15 protein-coding genes are annotated in these 18,074 nt (G+C 39.4%); 4 read left to right on the top strand and 11 right to left on the bottom strand.

Translation table 11 applies throughout. The features are described 5' to 3' along the window. Window positions 1-274 precede the first annotated feature (274 nt). The gene (locus PTUN_RS03870; RefSeq protein WP_009838388.1) at window positions 275-568 is read left to right on the top strand and encodes a hypothetical protein; all 294 of its coding nucleotides are present in this window, start codon (window positions 275-277) and stop codon (window positions 566-568) included. Here PTUN_RS03870 and PTUN_RS03865 read toward each other — a convergent pair. From PTUN_RS03865 to PTUN_RS03820, 10 genes are all read right to left on the bottom strand, one after another. Further along, window positions 546-1,796, bottom strand: coding sequence for an HD-GYP domain-containing protein (locus PTUN_RS03865; RefSeq protein WP_040643824.1), 1,251 nt, complete (start codon window positions 1,794-1,796; stop codon window positions 546-548). The genes PTUN_RS03870 and PTUN_RS03865 overlap by 23 nt on opposite strands. 182 nt (window positions 1,797-1,978) lie before the next feature. After that, a complete protein-coding gene (gene rraB, locus PTUN_RS03860) occupies window positions 1,979-2,314 on the bottom strand; it encodes a ribonuclease E inhibitor RraB (RefSeq protein WP_009838386.1) in 336 nt (111 codons plus the stop codon). Further along, entirely contained in the window at window positions 2,314-3,033 is a 720-nt protein-coding gene (locus PTUN_RS03855; protein WP_009838385.1) for a 1-acylglycerol-3-phosphate O-acyltransferase, read from the bottom strand. The genes rraB and PTUN_RS03855 overlap by 1 nt, the downstream gene beginning before the upstream one ends. 137 nt (window positions 3,034-3,170) lie before the next feature. Further along, window positions 3,171-5,477 carry a DNA topoisomerase IV subunit A gene (gene parC, locus PTUN_RS03850; protein ID WP_009838384.1) on the bottom strand — a complete coding sequence of 769 codons (2,307 nt, stop codon included), beginning with the start codon at window positions 5,475-5,477 and terminating at the stop codon, window positions 3,171-3,173. A 66-nt stretch (window positions 5,478-5,543) separates the two neighbouring features. After that, window positions 5,544-7,463 carry a tetratricopeptide repeat-containing diguanylate cyclase gene (locus PTUN_RS03845; RefSeq protein ID WP_009838383.1) on the bottom strand — a complete coding sequence of 640 codons (1,920 nt, stop codon included), beginning with the start codon at window positions 7,461-7,463 and terminating at the stop codon, window positions 5,544-5,546. Window positions 7,464-7,500: 37 nt separating this feature from the next. Further along, a complete protein-coding gene (gene parE / locus PTUN_RS03840) occupies window positions 7,501-9,390 on the bottom strand; it encodes a DNA topoisomerase IV subunit B (protein ID WP_009838382.1) in 1,890 nt (629 codons plus the stop codon). A gap of 100 nt (window positions 9,391-9,490) precedes the next feature. Then, entirely contained in the window at window positions 9,491-10,054 is a 564-nt protein-coding gene (locus tag PTUN_RS03835) for a YqiA/YcfP family alpha/beta fold hydrolase (protein ID WP_009838381.1), read from the bottom strand. Next, window positions 10,036-10,827, bottom strand: coding sequence for a metallophosphoesterase family protein (locus PTUN_RS03830; protein ID WP_009838380.1), 792 nt, complete (start codon window positions 10,825-10,827; stop codon window positions 10,036-10,038). Before PTUN_RS03830 ends, PTUN_RS03835 begins: the two co-directional genes overlap by 19 nt. Beyond that, the gene (locus tag PTUN_RS03825) at window positions 10,814-11,266 is read right to left on the bottom strand and encodes a DUF1249 domain-containing protein (protein WP_009838379.1); all 453 of its coding nucleotides are present in this window, start codon (window positions 11,264-11,266) and stop codon (window positions 10,814-10,816) included. Before PTUN_RS03825 ends, PTUN_RS03830 begins: the two co-directional genes overlap by 14 nt. After that, window positions 11,256-11,891 (bottom strand): NUDIX domain-containing protein, encoded by a 636-nt coding sequence (locus PTUN_RS03820; protein WP_009838378.1) that lies wholly within the window; start codon window positions 11,889-11,891, stop codon window positions 11,256-11,258. Before PTUN_RS03820 ends, PTUN_RS03825 begins: the two co-directional genes overlap by 11 nt. 181 nt (window positions 11,892-12,072) lie before the next feature. Here PTUN_RS03820 and tolC point away from each other — a divergent pair, with 181 nt between their 5' ends. From tolC to PTUN_RS03805, 3 genes are all read left to right on the top strand, one after another. After that, window positions 12,073-13,434, top strand: coding sequence for an outer membrane channel protein TolC (tolC, locus tag PTUN_RS03815; RefSeq protein ID WP_009838377.1), 1,362 nt, complete (start codon window positions 12,073-12,075; stop codon window positions 13,432-13,434). Between the two features lie 98 nt (window positions 13,435-13,532). Continuing rightward, window positions 13,533-14,456, top strand: a complete 924-nt coding sequence (gene lpxL, locus PTUN_RS03810) for an LpxL/LpxP family Kdo(2)-lipid IV(A) lauroyl/palmitoleoyl acyltransferase (RefSeq protein ID WP_009838376.1) — start codon at window positions 13,533-13,535, stop codon at window positions 14,454-14,456. Window positions 14,457-14,624: 168 nt separating this feature from the next. Further along, window positions 14,625-15,200 (top strand): TcpQ domain-containing protein, encoded by a 576-nt coding sequence (locus PTUN_RS03805; RefSeq protein WP_009838375.1) that lies wholly within the window; start codon window positions 14,625-14,627, stop codon window positions 15,198-15,200. Between the two features lie 72 nt (window positions 15,201-15,272). Here the strand turns inward: PTUN_RS03805 and glnE are convergent, their stop codons facing one another. Then, window positions 15,273-18,074, bottom strand: a complete 2,802-nt coding sequence (gene glnE, locus PTUN_RS03800; RefSeq protein ID WP_009838374.1) for a bifunctional [glutamate--ammonia ligase]-adenylyl-L-tyrosine phosphorylase/[glutamate--ammonia-ligase] adenylyltransferase — start codon at window positions 18,072-18,074, stop codon at window positions 15,273-15,275.

The raw sequence follows: 18,074 nt of genomic DNA, 5'->3' as shown, positions 1-18,074 counted from the left end.
GGCGCAACTTGATTGTTCATCAAGTGTATTATTTTTAAGCAAATATTCACTTACTTATCAGCTCATTACTCTAGCCTTTTTAGAGTAATAACTCAGCAAATAAATTGTAACTTAAATTAAATATTGGATTTTTTTATCAGTTGGCAACGTTGATGATTACGCGTGATGAAAAATCAGACAAAACAAACGAATTACTTAAATGATAATAAATATCATTTACAATGCCTACGTTTTTGATATGCTAGTTTCATTGCCCACAAAAGGAACGTGCAAAATGCTATTACTCTCTTTTGCTTCTATTTGTAGCTTGATTGCTATTTATGCTTTAAAAATTAGTAACCGTTATGCAGATAGTAAGCACGCTTACGCAGACGAGCGTTTGACACAGTATTGGTTTGCCGCCATTGTTGCAGCCGTGATGGCACAATTAATTTGCAACTTTGTCTTTGATGGCTTTTTTGGCACATTCGTTTGGCTACTAATGCTATTAACTAGCTATGTAATTTCAACAATACCACTACAGAAATGGCTTCGCTCACCGAGGATTAAACGCTCAACTGCTCTTTAAGTAAACGGCTTAAATTAATTTGATGATCTTGTGGTTGTACACCTGAAATAATTTTTATCGTTTGACCATGTTCAACCAAACACAGTTTTTTGCGGGTAATATAATGCTGATGTTTTGCATTATAAAATATTTGAATTTTAGGCTTAAGAGGCGCAGCGCGGTTACCTTCAAGCACCAAAGCTAGCTTTTCCCCAGTCAACTTCACGATAGAACCAACGGGATGGACACCGACACAACGAATAAACTTTTGCACTAATACCGAATCAAATAACTCAGGTTTACTCATTAAATAGCGCAATGCGGCTATCGGCTCTATGCCACTTTTAAAATGCCTATCGGCAGTGAGTGCATCATAGACATCAACTATCGCAATAATTTTTGCTGCAGTACTCAGCTTATCTCCTTTTAAGCCTCGGGGATAACCACTACCGTCTAAACGCTCATGATGATTAATAATCACATCTATCATCAAAGGTGTAATTTTTGGGTATTGCTTGGCCAAACTAAAGCTATGAGCAACATGCTTTTGCACCGCTTTACGCTCAAGTTCGGTCAGTTTATCTGCTTTTGATAATATACCTTGAGGTACTTTCGACTGACCTAAATCATGGAACAACGCACCCATGGTGAGTTCTATAATACGATTTTTATTGTATCCCAAAAATTTACCAAACATGGTTACTAAAATCGCGGTATTGATGGAGTGACGAAAGGCATATGTATTTTTATCACGCAACCTCGTCAGTACCGCCATCGCACTTTCATTACGAAATACTGACTCTAGAATGGTTTGCCCAACTTCATCAAGTACTGCAATGTTGACACTTTGGCCCATCATTAAATCACATTGTAATGTGGTTATTTTACGCAGCCCAGCATCGTATGCCGCAGAGGCTTGCTGAAACTCTTCTTCAAGCGAAGTTTCATCGCTCGCAATCACGGCTGGTTTTTTTTGTTTAGGGGTTGGTTCAGGTTGTGGGTCAGTTTTTTCAACTGGCTCTGGTGCTATTAATGGGGTAACAATAGGTTTTACTTGCTGTTGCGCTTGCGCGGTTTCACTTTGTTTTAAATCAATCTCAAGTTTTTTTATCCCATGTAGGGCTAAAGTATCAATCAGTGATTGACTACGCACAATCCCCGTTTTTATTTTGATATTTGATTTTTGCTTTAAAATCCGTGTGACATACATGCCAGGTTTTAATTCAGCAATAGTGATAACTTTTAACATAAACGGCATTAATTACATCAGAAGGTGAAAACTTACACTTAATTAACCGAGAATGCGAACTTAAGTTGTGGATTTGGTTAAATCCTAATTTAAATTACGAATTTAGTACTGCTTTTTGAACAGTTGTAGGGGGATAGAAGCTAAGATACAGCCTAACATTTGTTAGGCTGTTAGGCTGAATGTTACTCTTGAAAGTAAGTGCCCCAGCCATCGTATTCAACATGGTGCTCTTGTGCTAAGGCCGCAAGTTTATCAACGTCTTCCATAATAGCTTCAACGTCAAGTTCAGACTCAACAACTACATCAAATCCCCAAATCTTGCCGCCCTCTTCTAGCTCAAGCTCTGCAGGATCTTCAACATCATAACCAAGTTTAAACGCAGCAAGTGCAGCAGCTTCTAACTGTTTAAAATCTTCACTAACAAAGTGATGCTCAACTTCATATAAAACTTCAGGATTTGAACCATCTTCTAATAATGATTCAACAATATCTTCACTAATTTCGCGCCAGTTTTCCATTATTTACTCTCTTGATCTGCGACTTTCGCATCTAACTGTTTAATCTTGTCTTGCATAATAGCATGGACATTTTGTGCTTGCTCTCGAATGCTGTCTTTTGCCGATAATTTTATTGGCGCTAACAATTCAATATAAATCGTACCGTTATGCCAACGGTTTAGCTTTATTTTATCGTGGGTAGTGCTCATGCACACTGGAACAACTGGCACATCGGCTTGTAATGCAGTATGAAAAGCGCCTACTTTAAATGGCAATAATCCACGACCGTAACTACGCGTCCCTTCCGGAAACATCCAAACTGACAAACCTTTACGTTTAATTTTTTCGGCCGCTTTTGAAATCGTACCAACCGCTTTAGAACGATTAGAGCGATCAATTAAAATATTACCAGTTAACCAATATAATTGACCAAAAAATGGGATCCACTTTAAGCTTTTTTTACCAATACTTACAGTGCGTGCTGGCACTGCTTTTGTGATGGTAAAAATATCATAACTATTTTGATGATTGGCAACAAAGACATAGGGCCCATCTTTGACTTCAGGTGCGACACTTATTTCAATCTTAACGCCTAAAATAGTCGCAACACTGCCATACCAAGAAGCCACTCGGTGCACGTGATTGGGGTGAAAAGGAATAAAAATACACATCAGCAAACCGAATAAGCCACTGAATAATATAAACAATGCAATAAATAATAACCGAATAATTGCGAGCAAAAGTTAACTCCTCTCTTAAAATTGGCAGCATTATAATACTAATATGTGATAAATCCTATTTAGCGCACAACTGTACGCCAATAATATCACCCATAAAAAAACGCTCCATCAGGAGCGTTTTTAATAATTTCAATTATTTAATCTAGTTGAAATTCACTGCTATCATCTTGTAGATCTATACCTAAATGCTCAACATTATCGATTTCTATGGCATCAACGCGCTGTAAACCACGAGGTAATTTATTACCACGTCGACCACGCTCACCTAAATAATGTTCTAAATCAGCAGCCTTTAAGGTTAACTTACGCTTGCCTGCATGTAACGTGACCGCACTTTCTTTTGGTACCACGGCAATAACAGAAACAAACTCTTCACGAGTTTTTGCTCGGGCCGATGGAATTGAAATAATTTTATTACCCTTCCCTTTACCAAGTTTTGGCAAATCTCGAAGTGGGAACATTAACATCCGACCTTCATTTGAAATAGCCAAACAATTGTCGGTGGTGATGTCATTAACTTTGATCGGACTGATTAATTGTGCCCCAGTTGATAAACTCACCAAGGCTTTCCCATTTTTGTTTTTACTGACTAAATCAGCAAAACTCGCAACAAAGCCATAGCCCGCATCAGACGCCATTAAAAACATCGCATCAAGTTCGCCCATTACTACATGTTCAAAATTGACACCGGTCGACATGTTAAAGCGCCCGGTCATTGGTTCACCTTGGCTTCTGGCGGTTGGTAAGCTGTGAGCATCAGTACAAAATGCTCGACCACTTGAATCTAGAAAGACCACAGGCTGATTGCTTCGGCCCTTGGCCAGCGCTTTAAATTCATCACCAGCACGATAACTGAGCGCTGCGGCATCGATATCATGACCTTTAGCACAACGCGCCCAGCCTTTTTCTGATAAAACGACCGTAACAGCTTCACTTGGGATTAAATCTTTTTCACTTAGCGCTTTAGCTTCTGCACGTTCAATCACAGGTGAACGACGATCATCGCCATACAACTCAGCTGCTTCTTGAATTTCTTTTTTTATTAAAGTCGACATACGGCGTTCAGAGCCTAAGGTGAGTTCGAGCTTGTCGCGCTCTTGGCTTAACTCATCTTGCTCGCCACGAATCTTGAACTCTTCTAATTTAGCCAAATGACGAAGTTTTAATTCTAAAATCGCTTCAGCTTGAATATCCGTAATACCAAAGCGTTCCATCAGCACAGGCTTAGGTTTGTCTTCACTACGAATTATTTCAATCACTTCGTCAATATTTAAAAAGGCAGCTAACAAGCCTTCTAAAATATGCAAACGCGCTAAAATTTTATCCAAGCGATATTGCAAACGACGACGCACGGTTTCGCGGCGAAAAATCAACCATTCAGATAGAATTGTTTTTAAATCTTTGACTTGTGGGCGGCCATTTAGGCCAAGCATATTTAAATTTACGCGGTAGCTTTTTTCTAAATCTGTGGTGGCAAATAGATGAGCCATTAAAGGCTCAACTTTAATGCGATTTGAGCGTGGAATAATCACAATCCGCGTTGGATTTTCATGATCAGACTCATCCCTTAAATCTGCAACCATAGGCAATTTTTTAGCTTGCATTTGCGCCGCGATTTGCTCAAGTACTTTACCGCCCGAACACTGGTGCGGTAACGCCGTAATCACAATGTCGCCCTGCTCTTCGGTGTAAATAGCGCGCATTTTTATCGAACCTTTACCGGTTTGATAAATTTTTTGAATTTCAGAACGTGGCGTAATAATTTCAGCTTCAGTAGGATAATCAGGTGCTTGTACATGCTCAAGCAACTCTTCTAATTCAGCTTTAGGGTTATCTAATAATAGCGAGCAGGCACTGGCTACTTCACGCACATTGTGAGGTGGAATATCTGTTGCCATACCAACCGCAATACCCGTAATACCATTGAGTAATATATGTGGCAATCGGGCTGGTAGCACTAAAGGCTCATCCATAGTGCCATCAAAATTAGGTGTCCAATCACAGGTACCTTGACCTAACTCTTGCAGTAATACTTCTGCAAACTTTGACAGCCGCGCTTCGGTATAACGCATGGCAGCAAATGATTTTGGATCATCAGCGGCACCCCAGTTTCCTTGACCATCTACCAAAGGGTAACGATAAGAAAATGGCTGAGCCATCAAGACCATAGCTTCATAACACGCGCTATCACCATGAGGATGATACTTACCAAGCACATCACCCACCGTTCTGGCTGATTTTTTGTATTTCGCAGCCGAAGACAAGCCAAGCTCACTCATCGCATAAATAATACGACGCTGAACTGGTTTCAAACCATCGCCAATATGTGGCAAGGCACGATCCATGATGACATACATGGAGTAATTCAAATAAGCGTCTTCGGTAAAACGCCCCATTGATAATTGTTCTATACCCTGTAACGACAGAGCTTCTAAATCGCTCATTCAAGCTACCTAATTTTTGTTTTTAATTTTTGCCAGTAAACGTACTTAAGTACATATTACTGATGATCAATCTTTGTTACACACCACTTGGTTGCGTCCAGCATTTTTAGCGCGATATAAGGCCTCATCGGCGTGTTGAAATAAGCTACCAAAATCATCAACATCCACATTAAACTGTGCGACACCAAAGCTTGCAGTGACCTTAACTTGCTGCTGTGCCGCTGCAAAACTCAGTTGAGCTATTAATTCTCTCATTCGCTCTGCAATTTCTACAGCTTGATTTATTGGGGTATTTTTTAAAACCACCATAAACTCTTCACCACCAATCCGACCGAGTAAGTCTGGTTCGCGTAGTCCAGCTTGAGCTTTATCAGCAACCGCCATCAATACTTCATCACCAAAAGGATGGCCATAATTATCATTAATACGTTTAAAGTGGTCGATATCAAAAATAATAATACTAAGTGGCTTTTGCTCAATTTGAGCTTCTTTAAAGACTATTTTTGCAAAATGAAATGTATAGCGACGATTAGCCAATTGAGTCAGCGAATCCGTATTAGCTAATCGATTAAGTCGTTTACTGACCTTAACTTGACGATAAACAAATACGCTTAGCAAAATTAAAATCGCGGCAAATAAGCTATTAACTAGCTTTTGCATTTGCTCAGTTTGTTTTGCTTTTTCAAGCGCGAGCTGATCGATTAAACTGCTCTGCTGTAATAATTTATTTTGTAATTCAGTTTGCTCAGTATCAAACATCACTTTGTACTTAGAACGCGCATCTTCCCGCTCTTGTGAATGGTACTCTGTTAGCAATTCTTCACTGGCGACCTTTTCATTATAGGCACCTTCATAATCACCTAGCGTGGCTAAAAGCTTTGCTTTTTGGTCTGATAAGCGAATGAATAAATAAATGTTTTCTTTTTGGTCTAACTTGGCGACAAAACTTTCAACCTTTTGAATCGCATTTTGTGCTGTCACAGTATCTTTTTCTTGATTAGCAATACTGGCGGATAATAAAAAATGCATCATCTGACTAAAAGGGTCTTGGATAAATGAAAAGTAGTCATCAGCTAATTTAAATTCTGTCTTTGCGGCTTCATATTCCTTTTGTTTAAAATTGATTTCAGCCAAACCAAAATGAGCAAAATAAACAAACCGTTTTTCACCTAAGTATTGCGACAACTCTAAAATTTTTTCAAAACAAATTATGGCTTTATCATATTGTTTCAGCGCCATCAGTGAGCGCGATAAAGTAATTTGCGACCGCATTTCATCATATGGTAATTTATGTTCTGTAAAATAAACAATAGCCTCATTAAGTAATGCAATGGCTTTATCATAATCGTACAAATTCATATAGGTTGTTGCTAGGTTACTTTTAAGATAAGCAACCTGAAGTTCATCATTAAGCTGATTCACTAAACTATAGGCTTTTTGATAATACTGAATAGCCTCAACATCTTGATATGTATAAGCATAAGAGGTTGCTAAAGCAGCATACCCGTCGGCGAGTAATTGAGTATTTTCTTCTTTTTTAGCTTGCTCTATCGCTCGATGATAAACCTGTTTAGCTTCTGCTGATTTTCCATAAATATCCAGTAAGCTCCCTTCGATTAAAGCGATATTAATTCCTGTCTCACTAGTAATTTCTGGATGCAAAGCTTGCGCTTGCTTATTAAGCTCATTGGCAAACTCATAATCACCCAAAAAAACTTTGTAATTGGCTAATTTATTTAATATTGTTGCTTGGTCAAATGCATTTAATTCAGCAAAGCGTGTTTGTTTAACTTCATTTAAATATTCATAAGCTAGAAAGGGATCTTTTACATCAAGCTCATCTGCTTTTTCAAGTACTTGCGGTAGCCAATGCACATGAACATTTTCAGCAAACACGTTGATATTTACACAAAAAACAAACAACATTGCGAGCATTAACTGCCCAGCAATATTGCTAGTTTTGAGTAAATAAAAATATAAATTCAACGTGTTCACCCTTTATTGTTATTAAGATTGAGCTTAGTTATACCTCAGCTTTATCACCACTATCTTCAAGCCATTGACGACGATCTGGCGCTCTTTTTTTCGCCAGCAACATATCCATCATCTCAATCGTATTTTCTTTATCTTCAAAGGTTAATTGTACTAATCGGCGCGTATTTGGATCCATAGTCGTTTCGCGCAGCTGCAACGGATTCATTTCACCTAACCCTTTAAAGCGTTGTACATTCACTTTTCCGCGTTTTTTCTCTGCTGTTATACGCTCAAGAATGCCGTTTTTCTCATCTTCATCGAGTGCGTAATAAACATCTTTGCCTAAATCAATACGATAAAGTGGTGGCATCGCGACAAAAACATGCCCAGCTTCTACCAACGTTGGGAAATGTTTTACAAATAACGCACATAATAGTGTTGCGATATGCAGCCCATCGGAGTCCGCATCGGCAAGAATACACACTTTGCCATAACGTAAGGTTGTTAAATCTTGGCTATCGGGATCAATACCCAAGGCAACGGAAATATCGTGCACTTCTTGTGACGCTAGGATTTGCCCTGATTCAACTTCCCAGGTATTAAGGATTTTACCTCGTAGTGGCATAATCGCTTGAAACTCGCGGTCGCGCGCTTGTTTTGCAGACCCTCCCGCTGAATCCCCTTCTACAAAAAAGATTTCACTGCGGCTGGTTTCACTGGTACTACAATCGGTCAATTTTCCTGGCAATGCAGGGCCCGAGGTAATTTTTTTACGCACTACTTTTTTGGCGGCGCGCATCCTACGCTGAGCATTGTTAATACACAACTCTGCAAGTAGTTCTGCTTTATCTGTGTGCTCGTTAAGCCATAAACTAAATGAGTCCTTAACTACGCCCGATACAAATGCCGCACACGATCGTGAAGATAATTTTTCTTTAGTTTGACCTGCAAACTGAGGATCTTGCATTTTAACCGATAAAACGTAATTACATTTATCCCAAATATCATCAGGAGTTAATTTTACGCCTCGAGGTAGCAAATTTCTGAACTCACAAAACTCACGCATTGCTTCAAGTAAACCTTGACGCAAGCCATTAACATGAGTGCCCCCTTGCGCGGTTGGAATTAAGTTAACGTAACTTTCGTAAATTCCTTCGCCACCTTCAGGCAACCAACAAATAGCCCAATCAGCGCCTTCAGTATTGCCGCGAAACTCGCCGGTAAAAGGCTCTTCAGGCAAGGCTTCATAGCCTTTAATTGATTCTTTTAAATAATCTTTTAAGCCCGCTTCGTAAAACCACTCTTGAGTATCTTTGGTTTGTTTATTAATAAAACGAATGCGCAAACCAGGGCAAAGCACCGCTTTTGCTTTTAGCAAATACGTTAGTTTACTGATTGAATAATTAGGTGAATCAAAATAGCTGCTATCAGCCCAAAAACGTACCGAAGTACCAGTATTGCGTTTACCTACGGTACCAGTAATGCTTAAATCTTCAACTTTGTCGCCATTCTCAAACGCTATTTGATATTGCTGACCATCGCGCTTAACAGAGACTTCTACGCGCGTTGAAAGTGCATTTACTACTGAAATACCTACCCCGTGCAAACCACCTGAAAACTGATAGTTTTTATTGGAAAACTTTCCGCCCGCATGTAATTTAGTGAGGATAAGCTCAACACCGGGGATCCCTTCTTCAGGATGAATATCGACTGGCATACCACGGCCATCATCTTGTACTTCAAGGGAATTATCTTCATGCAAAATCACATCGATTTTACTAGCATGGCCCGCTAATGCTTCATCAACACTGTTGTCGATAACCTCTTGACCAAGATGGTTCGGGCGGGTGGTGTCGGTATACATGCCAGGACGGCGCTTAACTGGGTCAAGGCCATTTAAGACCTCAATCGACTCTGCATTATAATCTTGATTACTCATATTATGCTGTTCTTTCTCTTATTGATGCATATGGGCGTTGAGCCCTATGACTGAGGTTGCAAAAAACTGCGACCCAATCGCGTCTCTTTGACTTATTCTTTTACGTTATTTTAAGGAATTGTACAATCTGTGAAAAATAACGTTCAAAACCAATAAAACTATGATCTCCACCAAATTCGAGCACTTGGCGGCAATTATTATAGTATTTAACCGCTTGTTGAAAGTCTAATACTTCATCGGCACTTTGCTGTAATAACCACAACAACTGCGGATGAAGTAAATCAGGCAAATAAAGTGATTTTAGCTGCTCAACATGCTGCATTGTTAATTGATAATGATAATTTTGGTATGGATTGTACTGTGGGCCTAAAAAATCTTTCATTAACAAAAAAGGCGCCACTGCGGGATTCACTAAAACCGCAGGCAATTGATATTTTTGGGACAAATAAGTCGCAAAATAGCCACCTAACGAACTACCAATCAATACAGTATTAGAGTCTAACATGTGCTCTAAGGTTACTAAAGCCTGTAATGGTTCATGCGATAACAAAGGTACCTGATATTCAAGGTTAAATTGGGATAAATATTGACCGATTAATTGTGCTTTAGCAGATAAAGGTGAGCTATTAAAACCGTGAATATAAATTACTTTCTTGCGAGCCATACTACTTCCGAGCTAATTTCACCCAATTGATTAGAATGGATAATTCGATACCCCGCCCCTAAATCCTCTTGTTGCCAAGTAGCACTGTTTTTTACAAACTGAATCGAGGTGGCAGGCGTGGCATAAATAGAGAGTTCACCATGTTGTTGCAGATAATCGTTGTGAACGTGACCATGAAATACGGTAGTCACTTGCTCGGTTTGTGCCAATTGAGTCAAAAACCATTCACCATTTTCTAAAATATGTTTATCAAGATAACCTGCTATCGCCTTGGGGTGATGATGACAAAACACGACATTTTTTTCTGCTGCTGTTTTAATTTTACATACCAGTTCGGTTAAATGCGCGGGCTCAACCCAACCTGCAGGTGTAGGACCTTTGCTATTTACCAAGGCAACAGTCAAATTAGGACTTTGCACCCACTTAGCGCGACTAATCACATGAGATGGCAACATCGAAAATGCTTGTTGATAACAATCAAGCTCATCATGATTTCCCGGCAGCCACAATACAGGACAAGGCAATTGAGCCTCATTCACTAATTGAGCAAAAAGTTGATACGATGCTAATGAGTGATCTTGAGTCAGATCACCACCAAAAATGACAAAGTCGAGTGTTTGTTCTGCCAAATCGGTCAGTACTAAACGTAACGAGTCACAACAATTGACACCAAAATAACATTCATTAACTTCGGCAAATAAGTGGCAGTCACTAATATGAGCAAACCGCAATTGCGACTTATCAATACTTAATACCTCATCAAACCAAGCCATTATTCACATCCCAATGCATGGTTGAGCGACCATGACTAATACAGAAATCTAACCAGTCGAATAAAAACGCATTAATTTGGTATTTTTCGTCTTTATGGCGCATATGAGGATTAGGATAATGATAAGAAGGTCGTACCCGATTTACATAATCGAGGCAAAATACCTCAGCAACCCTTGCATCATGATAAATTCGCACCATCAATTGCGGACTTACAAAGCCCATGACATCGCCTTGAGTTTGTTTAAAACACACTTCGGTGGTAAATCGTGACGAGGTTTTGATTTCTAACTGATAGCAAAATGACCCAACCGCGATTTCCTTGGTGGTACCAATCACTTCATCTTTTGGCATTAAACGCATTATACGAAAATAATTTTGCTCGCATAACGTCATAAAAGCAGGCAAGTTTTGACGATACCGCAATGAACTATTGAGCATGATCTTGCAAAGCCCATTTTTTCAATAAACTTGCTTTATGAAGGGCAAGCCATTGCAAGCTAATCACTGTCGCTGCATTGTCTATAGTGCCGTCATTGAGCAATTGCATTGCGTCATTAAAAGGCAAAATATGCACTTTGATATCCTCACCTTCGCTTGGCAAACCGAAAATACCACCAGCTTGACTTAAATCTGCAGATGCGGTATATAAATAAAGCCGCTCGGTTGTACCGCCTGGACTTGAAAGATACGACAGCATAAATTCAAGATCAGTAAGCTCTATGCCCGCCTCTTCTAAAGCTTCTTTTTTAGCAACTTGTTGATAATCGGTCGAACCGTCGGCCATACCGGCAATACATTCAAGTAACCAAGGGTTTGATTTTGATGCTAACGCGCCTATTCTTATCTGCTCGATTAATAATACTGAGTCTGTGATAGGATCATAAGGTAATACAGCAACAGCATGACCGCGCTCTAAAATTTCACGATAAATTGGCTCACTAAAACCGCCAGCAAACAGTTTATGTTTGAAACCGTACCGCTCAATTTTAAAAAAACCATGATAAAGTGGCGTTTTTTCTAATAATTCAACATCTTTATCATTGAAAGTTGAAATTTTAACCATATATTACCTAAACACTGTGACCCTATAGTCATTTAGTTTACTATCAAGAACATTCAACAGGAACTATTTATATTCTGTTACATTTGAGCCTAATGTTTTACTTAAAAGGCTTTTAGCTTTAGAAAAAAAAAGTTTAACATCAAAGTAATTAGAGAATAATAGTCGAAGGACGCTAGCCCCTATGAAAATTAAATTACTCAGCGCGCTAATCGGTTTGAGCGCAACATTTGCAGCAACCTCAAGTTTTGCTGAAGACTTACTGCAAGTTTACCAAATCGCTTTAGCCAATGATCCTATTGTTTTAAAAGCAAAAGCGAACAAAGAAGCACAAAGTTTTAATATTGACCGCGCCATGAGTAGTCTATTACCCCAATTAAATTTGACCATGGGCTATAGCAAATCTGATAGCAACTCATATCCTCAAGATGAAGACACACTTGCTTTTTATAAATTAAACCAAGAAAGCGATACCTTTAGCCGTGGCATCACCTTACAACAATCATTATTTAACTTATCATCTTGGAACAGTTTAAACATTGCTGAAAAGCAATCTATGCAAGCCCAAGCAACTTATGATTTAGCTCAGCAACAACTGATTGTTCGCGTGACTAATGCCTACTTTGCAGTGCTGAGTTCACTTGATGATTTAGAGTTTGTCCAAGCCGAAAAACGCGCGATTGAGCGTCAATTAGAACAAACTAAACAGCGTTATGCCGTTGGTTTAACAGCACGTACCGATGTACATGAAGCACAAGCACAATTTGATAACGCAGTTGCTCGTGAAATTGTAGCGAATAATAATGTTGAAACTAGTCGTGAAAACTTGCGTGAAATTACCGGCAAATATCACGAAAAGTTAAATGTATTAAACACCACTAAGTTTTCAACAGTGCAACCAAATTTAACTTCAAGTGAATTTATCAAAACAGCTGAAGATAAAAACATTCAATTACAAGTGGCAAAAGTAACCCTTGATATTGCCAATGAGCAAATTGAACAAGCCAAAGCGGGTCATTATCCAACCTTAACTTTAAACGCAAGTTACGGTGATTCTTTAGTTGATACCACCACTCAAGTTGGCGCAAGGTCAATGAATACAAACGATAAACCAAGAGGCGATCAGACTTCAATTGGGCTTAACTTTGCACTACCACTTTATACTGGTGGCGCCACACAAGCTGCAGTTAATCAAGCTCGCGCATTTTATGTCGCAAGCGCCGAGGATTTAGAAGCTTCACATCGTTTAGTGAGCAAACAAGTTCGCACCTCTTACAATCAAGTAGTGTCAGATATCGCAACTTTTAAAGCACTAGAACAAGCAGTTGTTTCAGCTGAAAGTGCATTACAAGCAACAGAAGCTGGCTTTGAAGTAGGTACTCGTACTATTGTTGATGTATTACTCAGTACACGTAACTTGTTTGATGCAAAACGTAATTTATCTGCAGTTCGCTACCGTTATGTGATCTCAACCTTAAGCTTAAAACAAGCGGCAGGCACCCTTTCAGATCAAGATGTAACAGCGATAAACAGTGGTTTAAACTAAACCCATCGCAAAAAAAGCCAAGCCTAGCTTGGCTTTTTTTGTTTTCTGTCAAAATTTAGCTAAAATACTCCCCCGTTTAATCACTAAGAGCGCCCAAAGTGGTAAAAAATCCTAAATTCAAACTCGCATTTCTTGGCCCTCGCTTTTGGTTAACTTGGCTAGGCGTACTTTTTTTATATCTCATTTCATGGCTGCCATTCTTTTTACAAATTCAAATGGGTAAAGGATTAGGCTATTTGGTCCACCGTTTTGCCAAAAAACGCAAACATATCGCCGAAGTTAATATCAAACTGTGTTTCCCACAGATGAGTGAAGGTGAGCAAGCAAAACTGGTTTATCAAAATATGCAGCAAACAGGCATCGCTATTTTTGAATCAGGCATGGCCTGGTGGTGGCCCAAATGGCGAGTTGAAAAACATTTTGGATCCATTACAGGTTATGAACATATTCAAGCCATTCAAGCTCAAGGTTATGGAGTACTTATGTTAGTCCCTCACATGCTGCACCTTGAAATGGCTGGTCGTGTAATGGGACTTTCTCAAGAAGGCGTAGGCTTTTATCGCCCTCATAACAATGCCTTGATGGAGTTTTTAATGACCCGAGGCCGATTACGTTCAAATGAATACTTAATTGGCAAACGTGATATCAAAGGATTATTAGCCACCCTTAAAAATGGGAAGCTTTGTTATTATTTACCAGATCAAGATTACGGACGAAAACGCGCTGAATTTGCTCCGTTTTTTGCCGTAAAAGAAACCGCTACCACCACAGGCACTACCTTATTTGCATCAAGTAAACACTGTAAAACGGTCTGCTTTATGAGCCGCCGAGATGAACAAGGTCAATATCATTTAGCAATTACCCCGATGCCCGAAGACTTTCCATCAGGCAATGACCTTGCAGACGTCACTTTAGTAAACCAAGCAATTGAGCGGGCAGTAATAAATGCACCAGCGCAATACATGTGGCTTCATCGCCGCTTTAAAACACGCCCAGATGAAAATAGCCCATCTTATTACTAAGCTGAAAGTAAGCTGAGCGAAACATAATTTCGCTCAGAAATTTATATAAGTATCCGATTTAATTCATTTAAACACCCTATTACATCAATTATTTTCAGCTTTTATTGATGGTAGATAAAGCCCTAAAAACGGTTTAAGATGACTTGTCGACGTTTAGAGAGTGTTTTTATGTGGTTTTGGATCAAACATCTGTCATTAGCTTTTATTTTAATTGCAGCTGCGGCTTACTTTTTATTATCAGATGGTCCTATTTATAGAAAGTCTGAAAAAAGTAATTCTGCTGCCAGCGGCTTATCACAATTTTATGCCAACCTGCGGACATCAGCTGACCGAAGCAGCGCCCAAGAAGAGTTTGTAATCGAGCTAAAACTGCCTGAAAACGATATTACCAGCGAATTAAAACAAATTGAAAAAACAACTACGCCATCAACAACAAAATGGCGTGGCAGTATAAAAAGCAGACGTTTTAGTGAAGGTGAAACACTAAAGTCGATTATGAAAAAATATGCCGATGAAGAAGGGATTGAATTTTTATGGTATTTACACAAAGACTATATAGTCAAACATAACTTTGGCGTCGAAGATACCTTTGTTGCCACACTGTATCAGTTAGGAAAAGCCATCGACAGTGATTTTGAATTTGAAGTTAAAACCTTTTTCTGCCCCAAGCAACGCACTGCAGTGATCACTGAGAAATCAACGCCCTATTTACGCGATAATTGCGTACAAGCCAGAGCATATTAAATCAATAACCCCAATAAAAACGCAACCTCATGGTTGCGCTTTTTTAGCTCTGACTTTATTTCTTAAACCTAGTTATTCAACTAAATATTTTTGCCAACTTGTTATTACTTGCTGCTTCAACATCTCAACTTCGCTGGTTAAAACTAATTTATCTTGTTGGCGCAAACTCAAAATATGATAGTGCTCACGATAAAAACAATAGGCATGGATCAACTGTTGGGCTTCACTTTCGCTGATAATATCAAGTTCACTTGCTGTGGTGAAAATACGAATATTATCAGACCACTGCGTCATATTTTTAAACTCAGCAGCATAAGCGAGCACTAAATATTGAGCTATAAACTCAATATCAGCCATACCACCGACATCTTGTTTTAAGTCAAATTGCAAGCCGTCACCTTTAGCTAAATGCTCGCGCATTTTCTCGCGCATTTCGCGCACTTGTACTTTTAGCGCTTGTTTATCACGCACCAGAGCCAGTACTTGATGGCGAATATCACTAAAGCGTTGCTGCAAAGATTCTTGGCCATAAATCATTCGAGTACGAACCAGCGCTTGATGCTCCCAAGTCCATGCTTGCTCATTTTGATACAAGCCAAAGGTTTCTATATTAATAGCCAAGAGCCCCGAAGCACCCTCAGGACGAAGACGCGGATCGAGTTCATATAAAATGCCCGAGCTGGTTCGAGTATTAAATAAATGCATTAAACGTTGCGCCAGTTTTAAATAAAACTGGCGTGAATCAATTTGTTTATCACCATTGGTAAGCGATGTTGCATCACTATTATGAACAAAAACAAGGTCTAAATCAGAGTCATAACCAAGCTCCAAACCACCTGCTTTACCATAAGCTATCACCGCAAAACCTTTGTTATGCTCATCAGCGCCTTGTGGGTAACCAAATCGACTGACCATGTGCTGCCAAGCTATTTCAACACTTTGTTCAACTATGGCCTCGGCCAAGGCCGTTAGATGATCACTCACCTTCATAATATCAATGACATGCGTGGCATCAGCAGCCGCAATACGTAATTGATGAGTTTGTTTAAATTGACGCAGCGCTTCCATCTGTAATTCCAGATCTTGAGGTTCAATACGTAAAAAGTACTGACGAATCTCACTGCGATAAGCATTAAGTGCTAATGGACGATATAAAATGGCAGGATCAATTAATTCATCTAATAAAATTGGGTAACGCGCTAAATGCTCACCAATCCAGCGGCTATGACTGCATAATTTTATTAACTGTTTTAATGCGCCTAAGTTTTCATATAAAAGCTCAAGATAAGCGGTGCGTGAGGCAACCTGTTCAATCACAGCTAAAGTCATTTTAAGCACGTTAACGTCATTCGTTGTAACCACCAGTTGATGTAACAACTGTGGCATGAGCTTATCTAAGATATCGCGCCCACGGCTACCGATGCGTTTTTTAGCCATTTGCTGTTTAAATTCAAACAAAACATTTTGCCACGCTTGTTCATTATCGGCTCCCCAACTGAGCTCAAGTTGGCTAAAGTCTGGTTCATTCCATAATGTATCGTACTGCCCCCCCTCGTCATCTTGATGCTCTTTTTCCACCCCAACCATGACACTAAATTCACCATGAATTTGCTGCATATAAGTATCAATCAACTTAAGCACGTCATCATAAGAACTGACAGCCAACAAACAACATAATCTGGCTTGATTTAAAGGTTCAACGGGCAAGGTTTGAGTTTGTTCATTATTAAATATTTGCAGATATTGCTCTATTTTTCGCAAAAATAGATATGCATCTTTGAGTTTGGTCGCATCAGCGAGCGCTATGGCCTCAAGTATTACTAATTCTTGCAGCGCAAGTAATAAAGATTGAGTTTGCAAAGTCGCTTCGCGTCCACCACGGATCATTTGAAACGCTTGCACCACAAACTCAACTTCTCGAATACCACCTGAGCCTAATTTGATATTGCCTTTTAAACCTTTTCGCCTCACTTCTTGCGCTATCATAGCTTTCATTTTTCGCAGCGATTCAATCACCGAAAAATCAATATAGCGACGATAAACAAATGGTTTTAATAAGGCGTAAAACTCTGGCCAATAGTTATTTTTTTGCCCAATTAAGCGCGCTTTGAGCATGGCATAACGCTCCCAATCACGTCCCTGCTCTTGGTAGTATTCTTCTACCGCAGTAAAACTCATCACCAAAGGACCACTTTCTCCAAAAGGCCGCAACCGCATATCAACTCGAAATACTTGGCCATCAGGCGTGACCTGATTTAATGCTGCAATTACTTTTTGCGCTACTTTGGTGAAAAAAACATGTCCTTCAATGGCCCGGCGCCCGCCTTGGGTATCGCATTGATAAGGATAACTAAAAATTAAATCGATATCTGAGGAATAATTGAGCTCAAAACCACCTAATTTTCCCATGCCTAAAATCAACATCGGCATCGGCTCACCTTGCTTATCAATTGGCATGCCGCAAGTAATTGCAACTTGCTGATAAGCATAACGATATGCATCATCAATCAGCTGGTCTGATAATTTTGAGATATAGGCAATGCTGTCATCAATTGGATTTTTGCGAACTAAATCTAAGTAAGCAACTTTGAGCCAATAACGTTGGCGGTAACGGCGCAGCAACTGAAAACACTGTTTTTCGTCTAATGAAACTAAGTCATCAGGTAAGGCTGAAACAATTGCTCGACTTTGGCATTGCTGCTCATCAAGCAACCACTCAATTAAACTGCTATCACTTGCCAAAACTTGATAAGCAAAATCACTAAGCGCCAACAATTGCACGATGTCATTATGAGGAACTCTTTGTGCAAACAACTCACTAAATCGCTTTTGCCCTAAACTTAACAACGGTTCGACTAACTGCATTTTATCCAT

The sequence above is a fragment of the Pseudoalteromonas tunicata genome (assembly GCF_002310815.1).
GTDB classification, from domain to species: domain Bacteria; phylum Pseudomonadota; class Gammaproteobacteria; order Enterobacterales; family Alteromonadaceae; genus Pseudoalteromonas; species Pseudoalteromonas tunicata.
Note: the sequence above shows the minus strand (reverse complement) of the source record. Positions and strands in the feature narration are given on the sequence as shown.

What these genes read in the sequence shown, in the direction of transcription:
- PTUN_RS03835 (WP_009838381.1), bottom strand. Translation starts at nt 10,054, where the DNA reads ATGGCTCGCAAGAAAGTAATTTATATTCACGGTTTTAATAGCTCACCT.
- PTUN_RS03820 (WP_009838378.1), bottom strand. Translation starts at nt 11,891, where the DNA reads ATGGTTAAAATTTCAACTTTCAATGATAAAGATGTTGAATTATTAGAA.
- PTUN_RS03825 (WP_009838379.1), bottom strand. Translation starts at nt 11,266, where the DNA reads ATGCTCAATAGTTCATTGCGGTATCGTCAAAACTTGCCTGCTTTTATG.
- PTUN_RS03870 (WP_009838388.1), top strand. Translation starts at nt 275, where the DNA reads ATGCTATTACTCTCTTTTGCTTCTATTTGTAGCTTGATTGCTATTTAT.
- parE (WP_009838382.1), bottom strand. Translation starts at nt 9,390, where the DNA reads ATGAGTAATCAAGATTATAATGCAGAGTCGATTGAGGTCTTAAATGGC.
- glnE (WP_009838374.1), bottom strand. Translation starts at nt 18,074, where the DNA reads ATGGATAAAATGCAGTTAGTCGAACCGTTGTTAAGTTTAGGGCAAAAG.
- tolC (WP_009838377.1), top strand. Translation starts at nt 12,073, where the DNA reads ATGAAAATTAAATTACTCAGCGCGCTAATCGGTTTGAGCGCAACATTT.
- rraB (WP_009838386.1), bottom strand. Translation starts at nt 2,314, where the DNA reads ATGGAAAACTGGCGCGAAATTAGTGAAGATATTGTTGAATCATTATTA.
- PTUN_RS03865 (WP_040643824.1), bottom strand. Translation starts at nt 1,796, where the DNA reads ATGTTAAAAGTTATCACTATTGCTGAATTAAAACCTGGCATGTATGTC.
- parC (WP_009838384.1), bottom strand. Translation starts at nt 5,477, where the DNA reads ATGAGCGATTTAGAAGCTCTGTCGTTACAGGGTATAGAACAATTATCA.
- PTUN_RS03830 (WP_009838380.1), bottom strand. Translation starts at nt 10,827, where the DNA reads ATGGCTTGGTTTGATGAGGTATTAAGTATTGATAAGTCGCAATTGCGG.
- PTUN_RS03805 (WP_009838375.1), top strand. Translation starts at nt 14,625, where the DNA reads ATGTGGTTTTGGATCAAACATCTGTCATTAGCTTTTATTTTAATTGCA.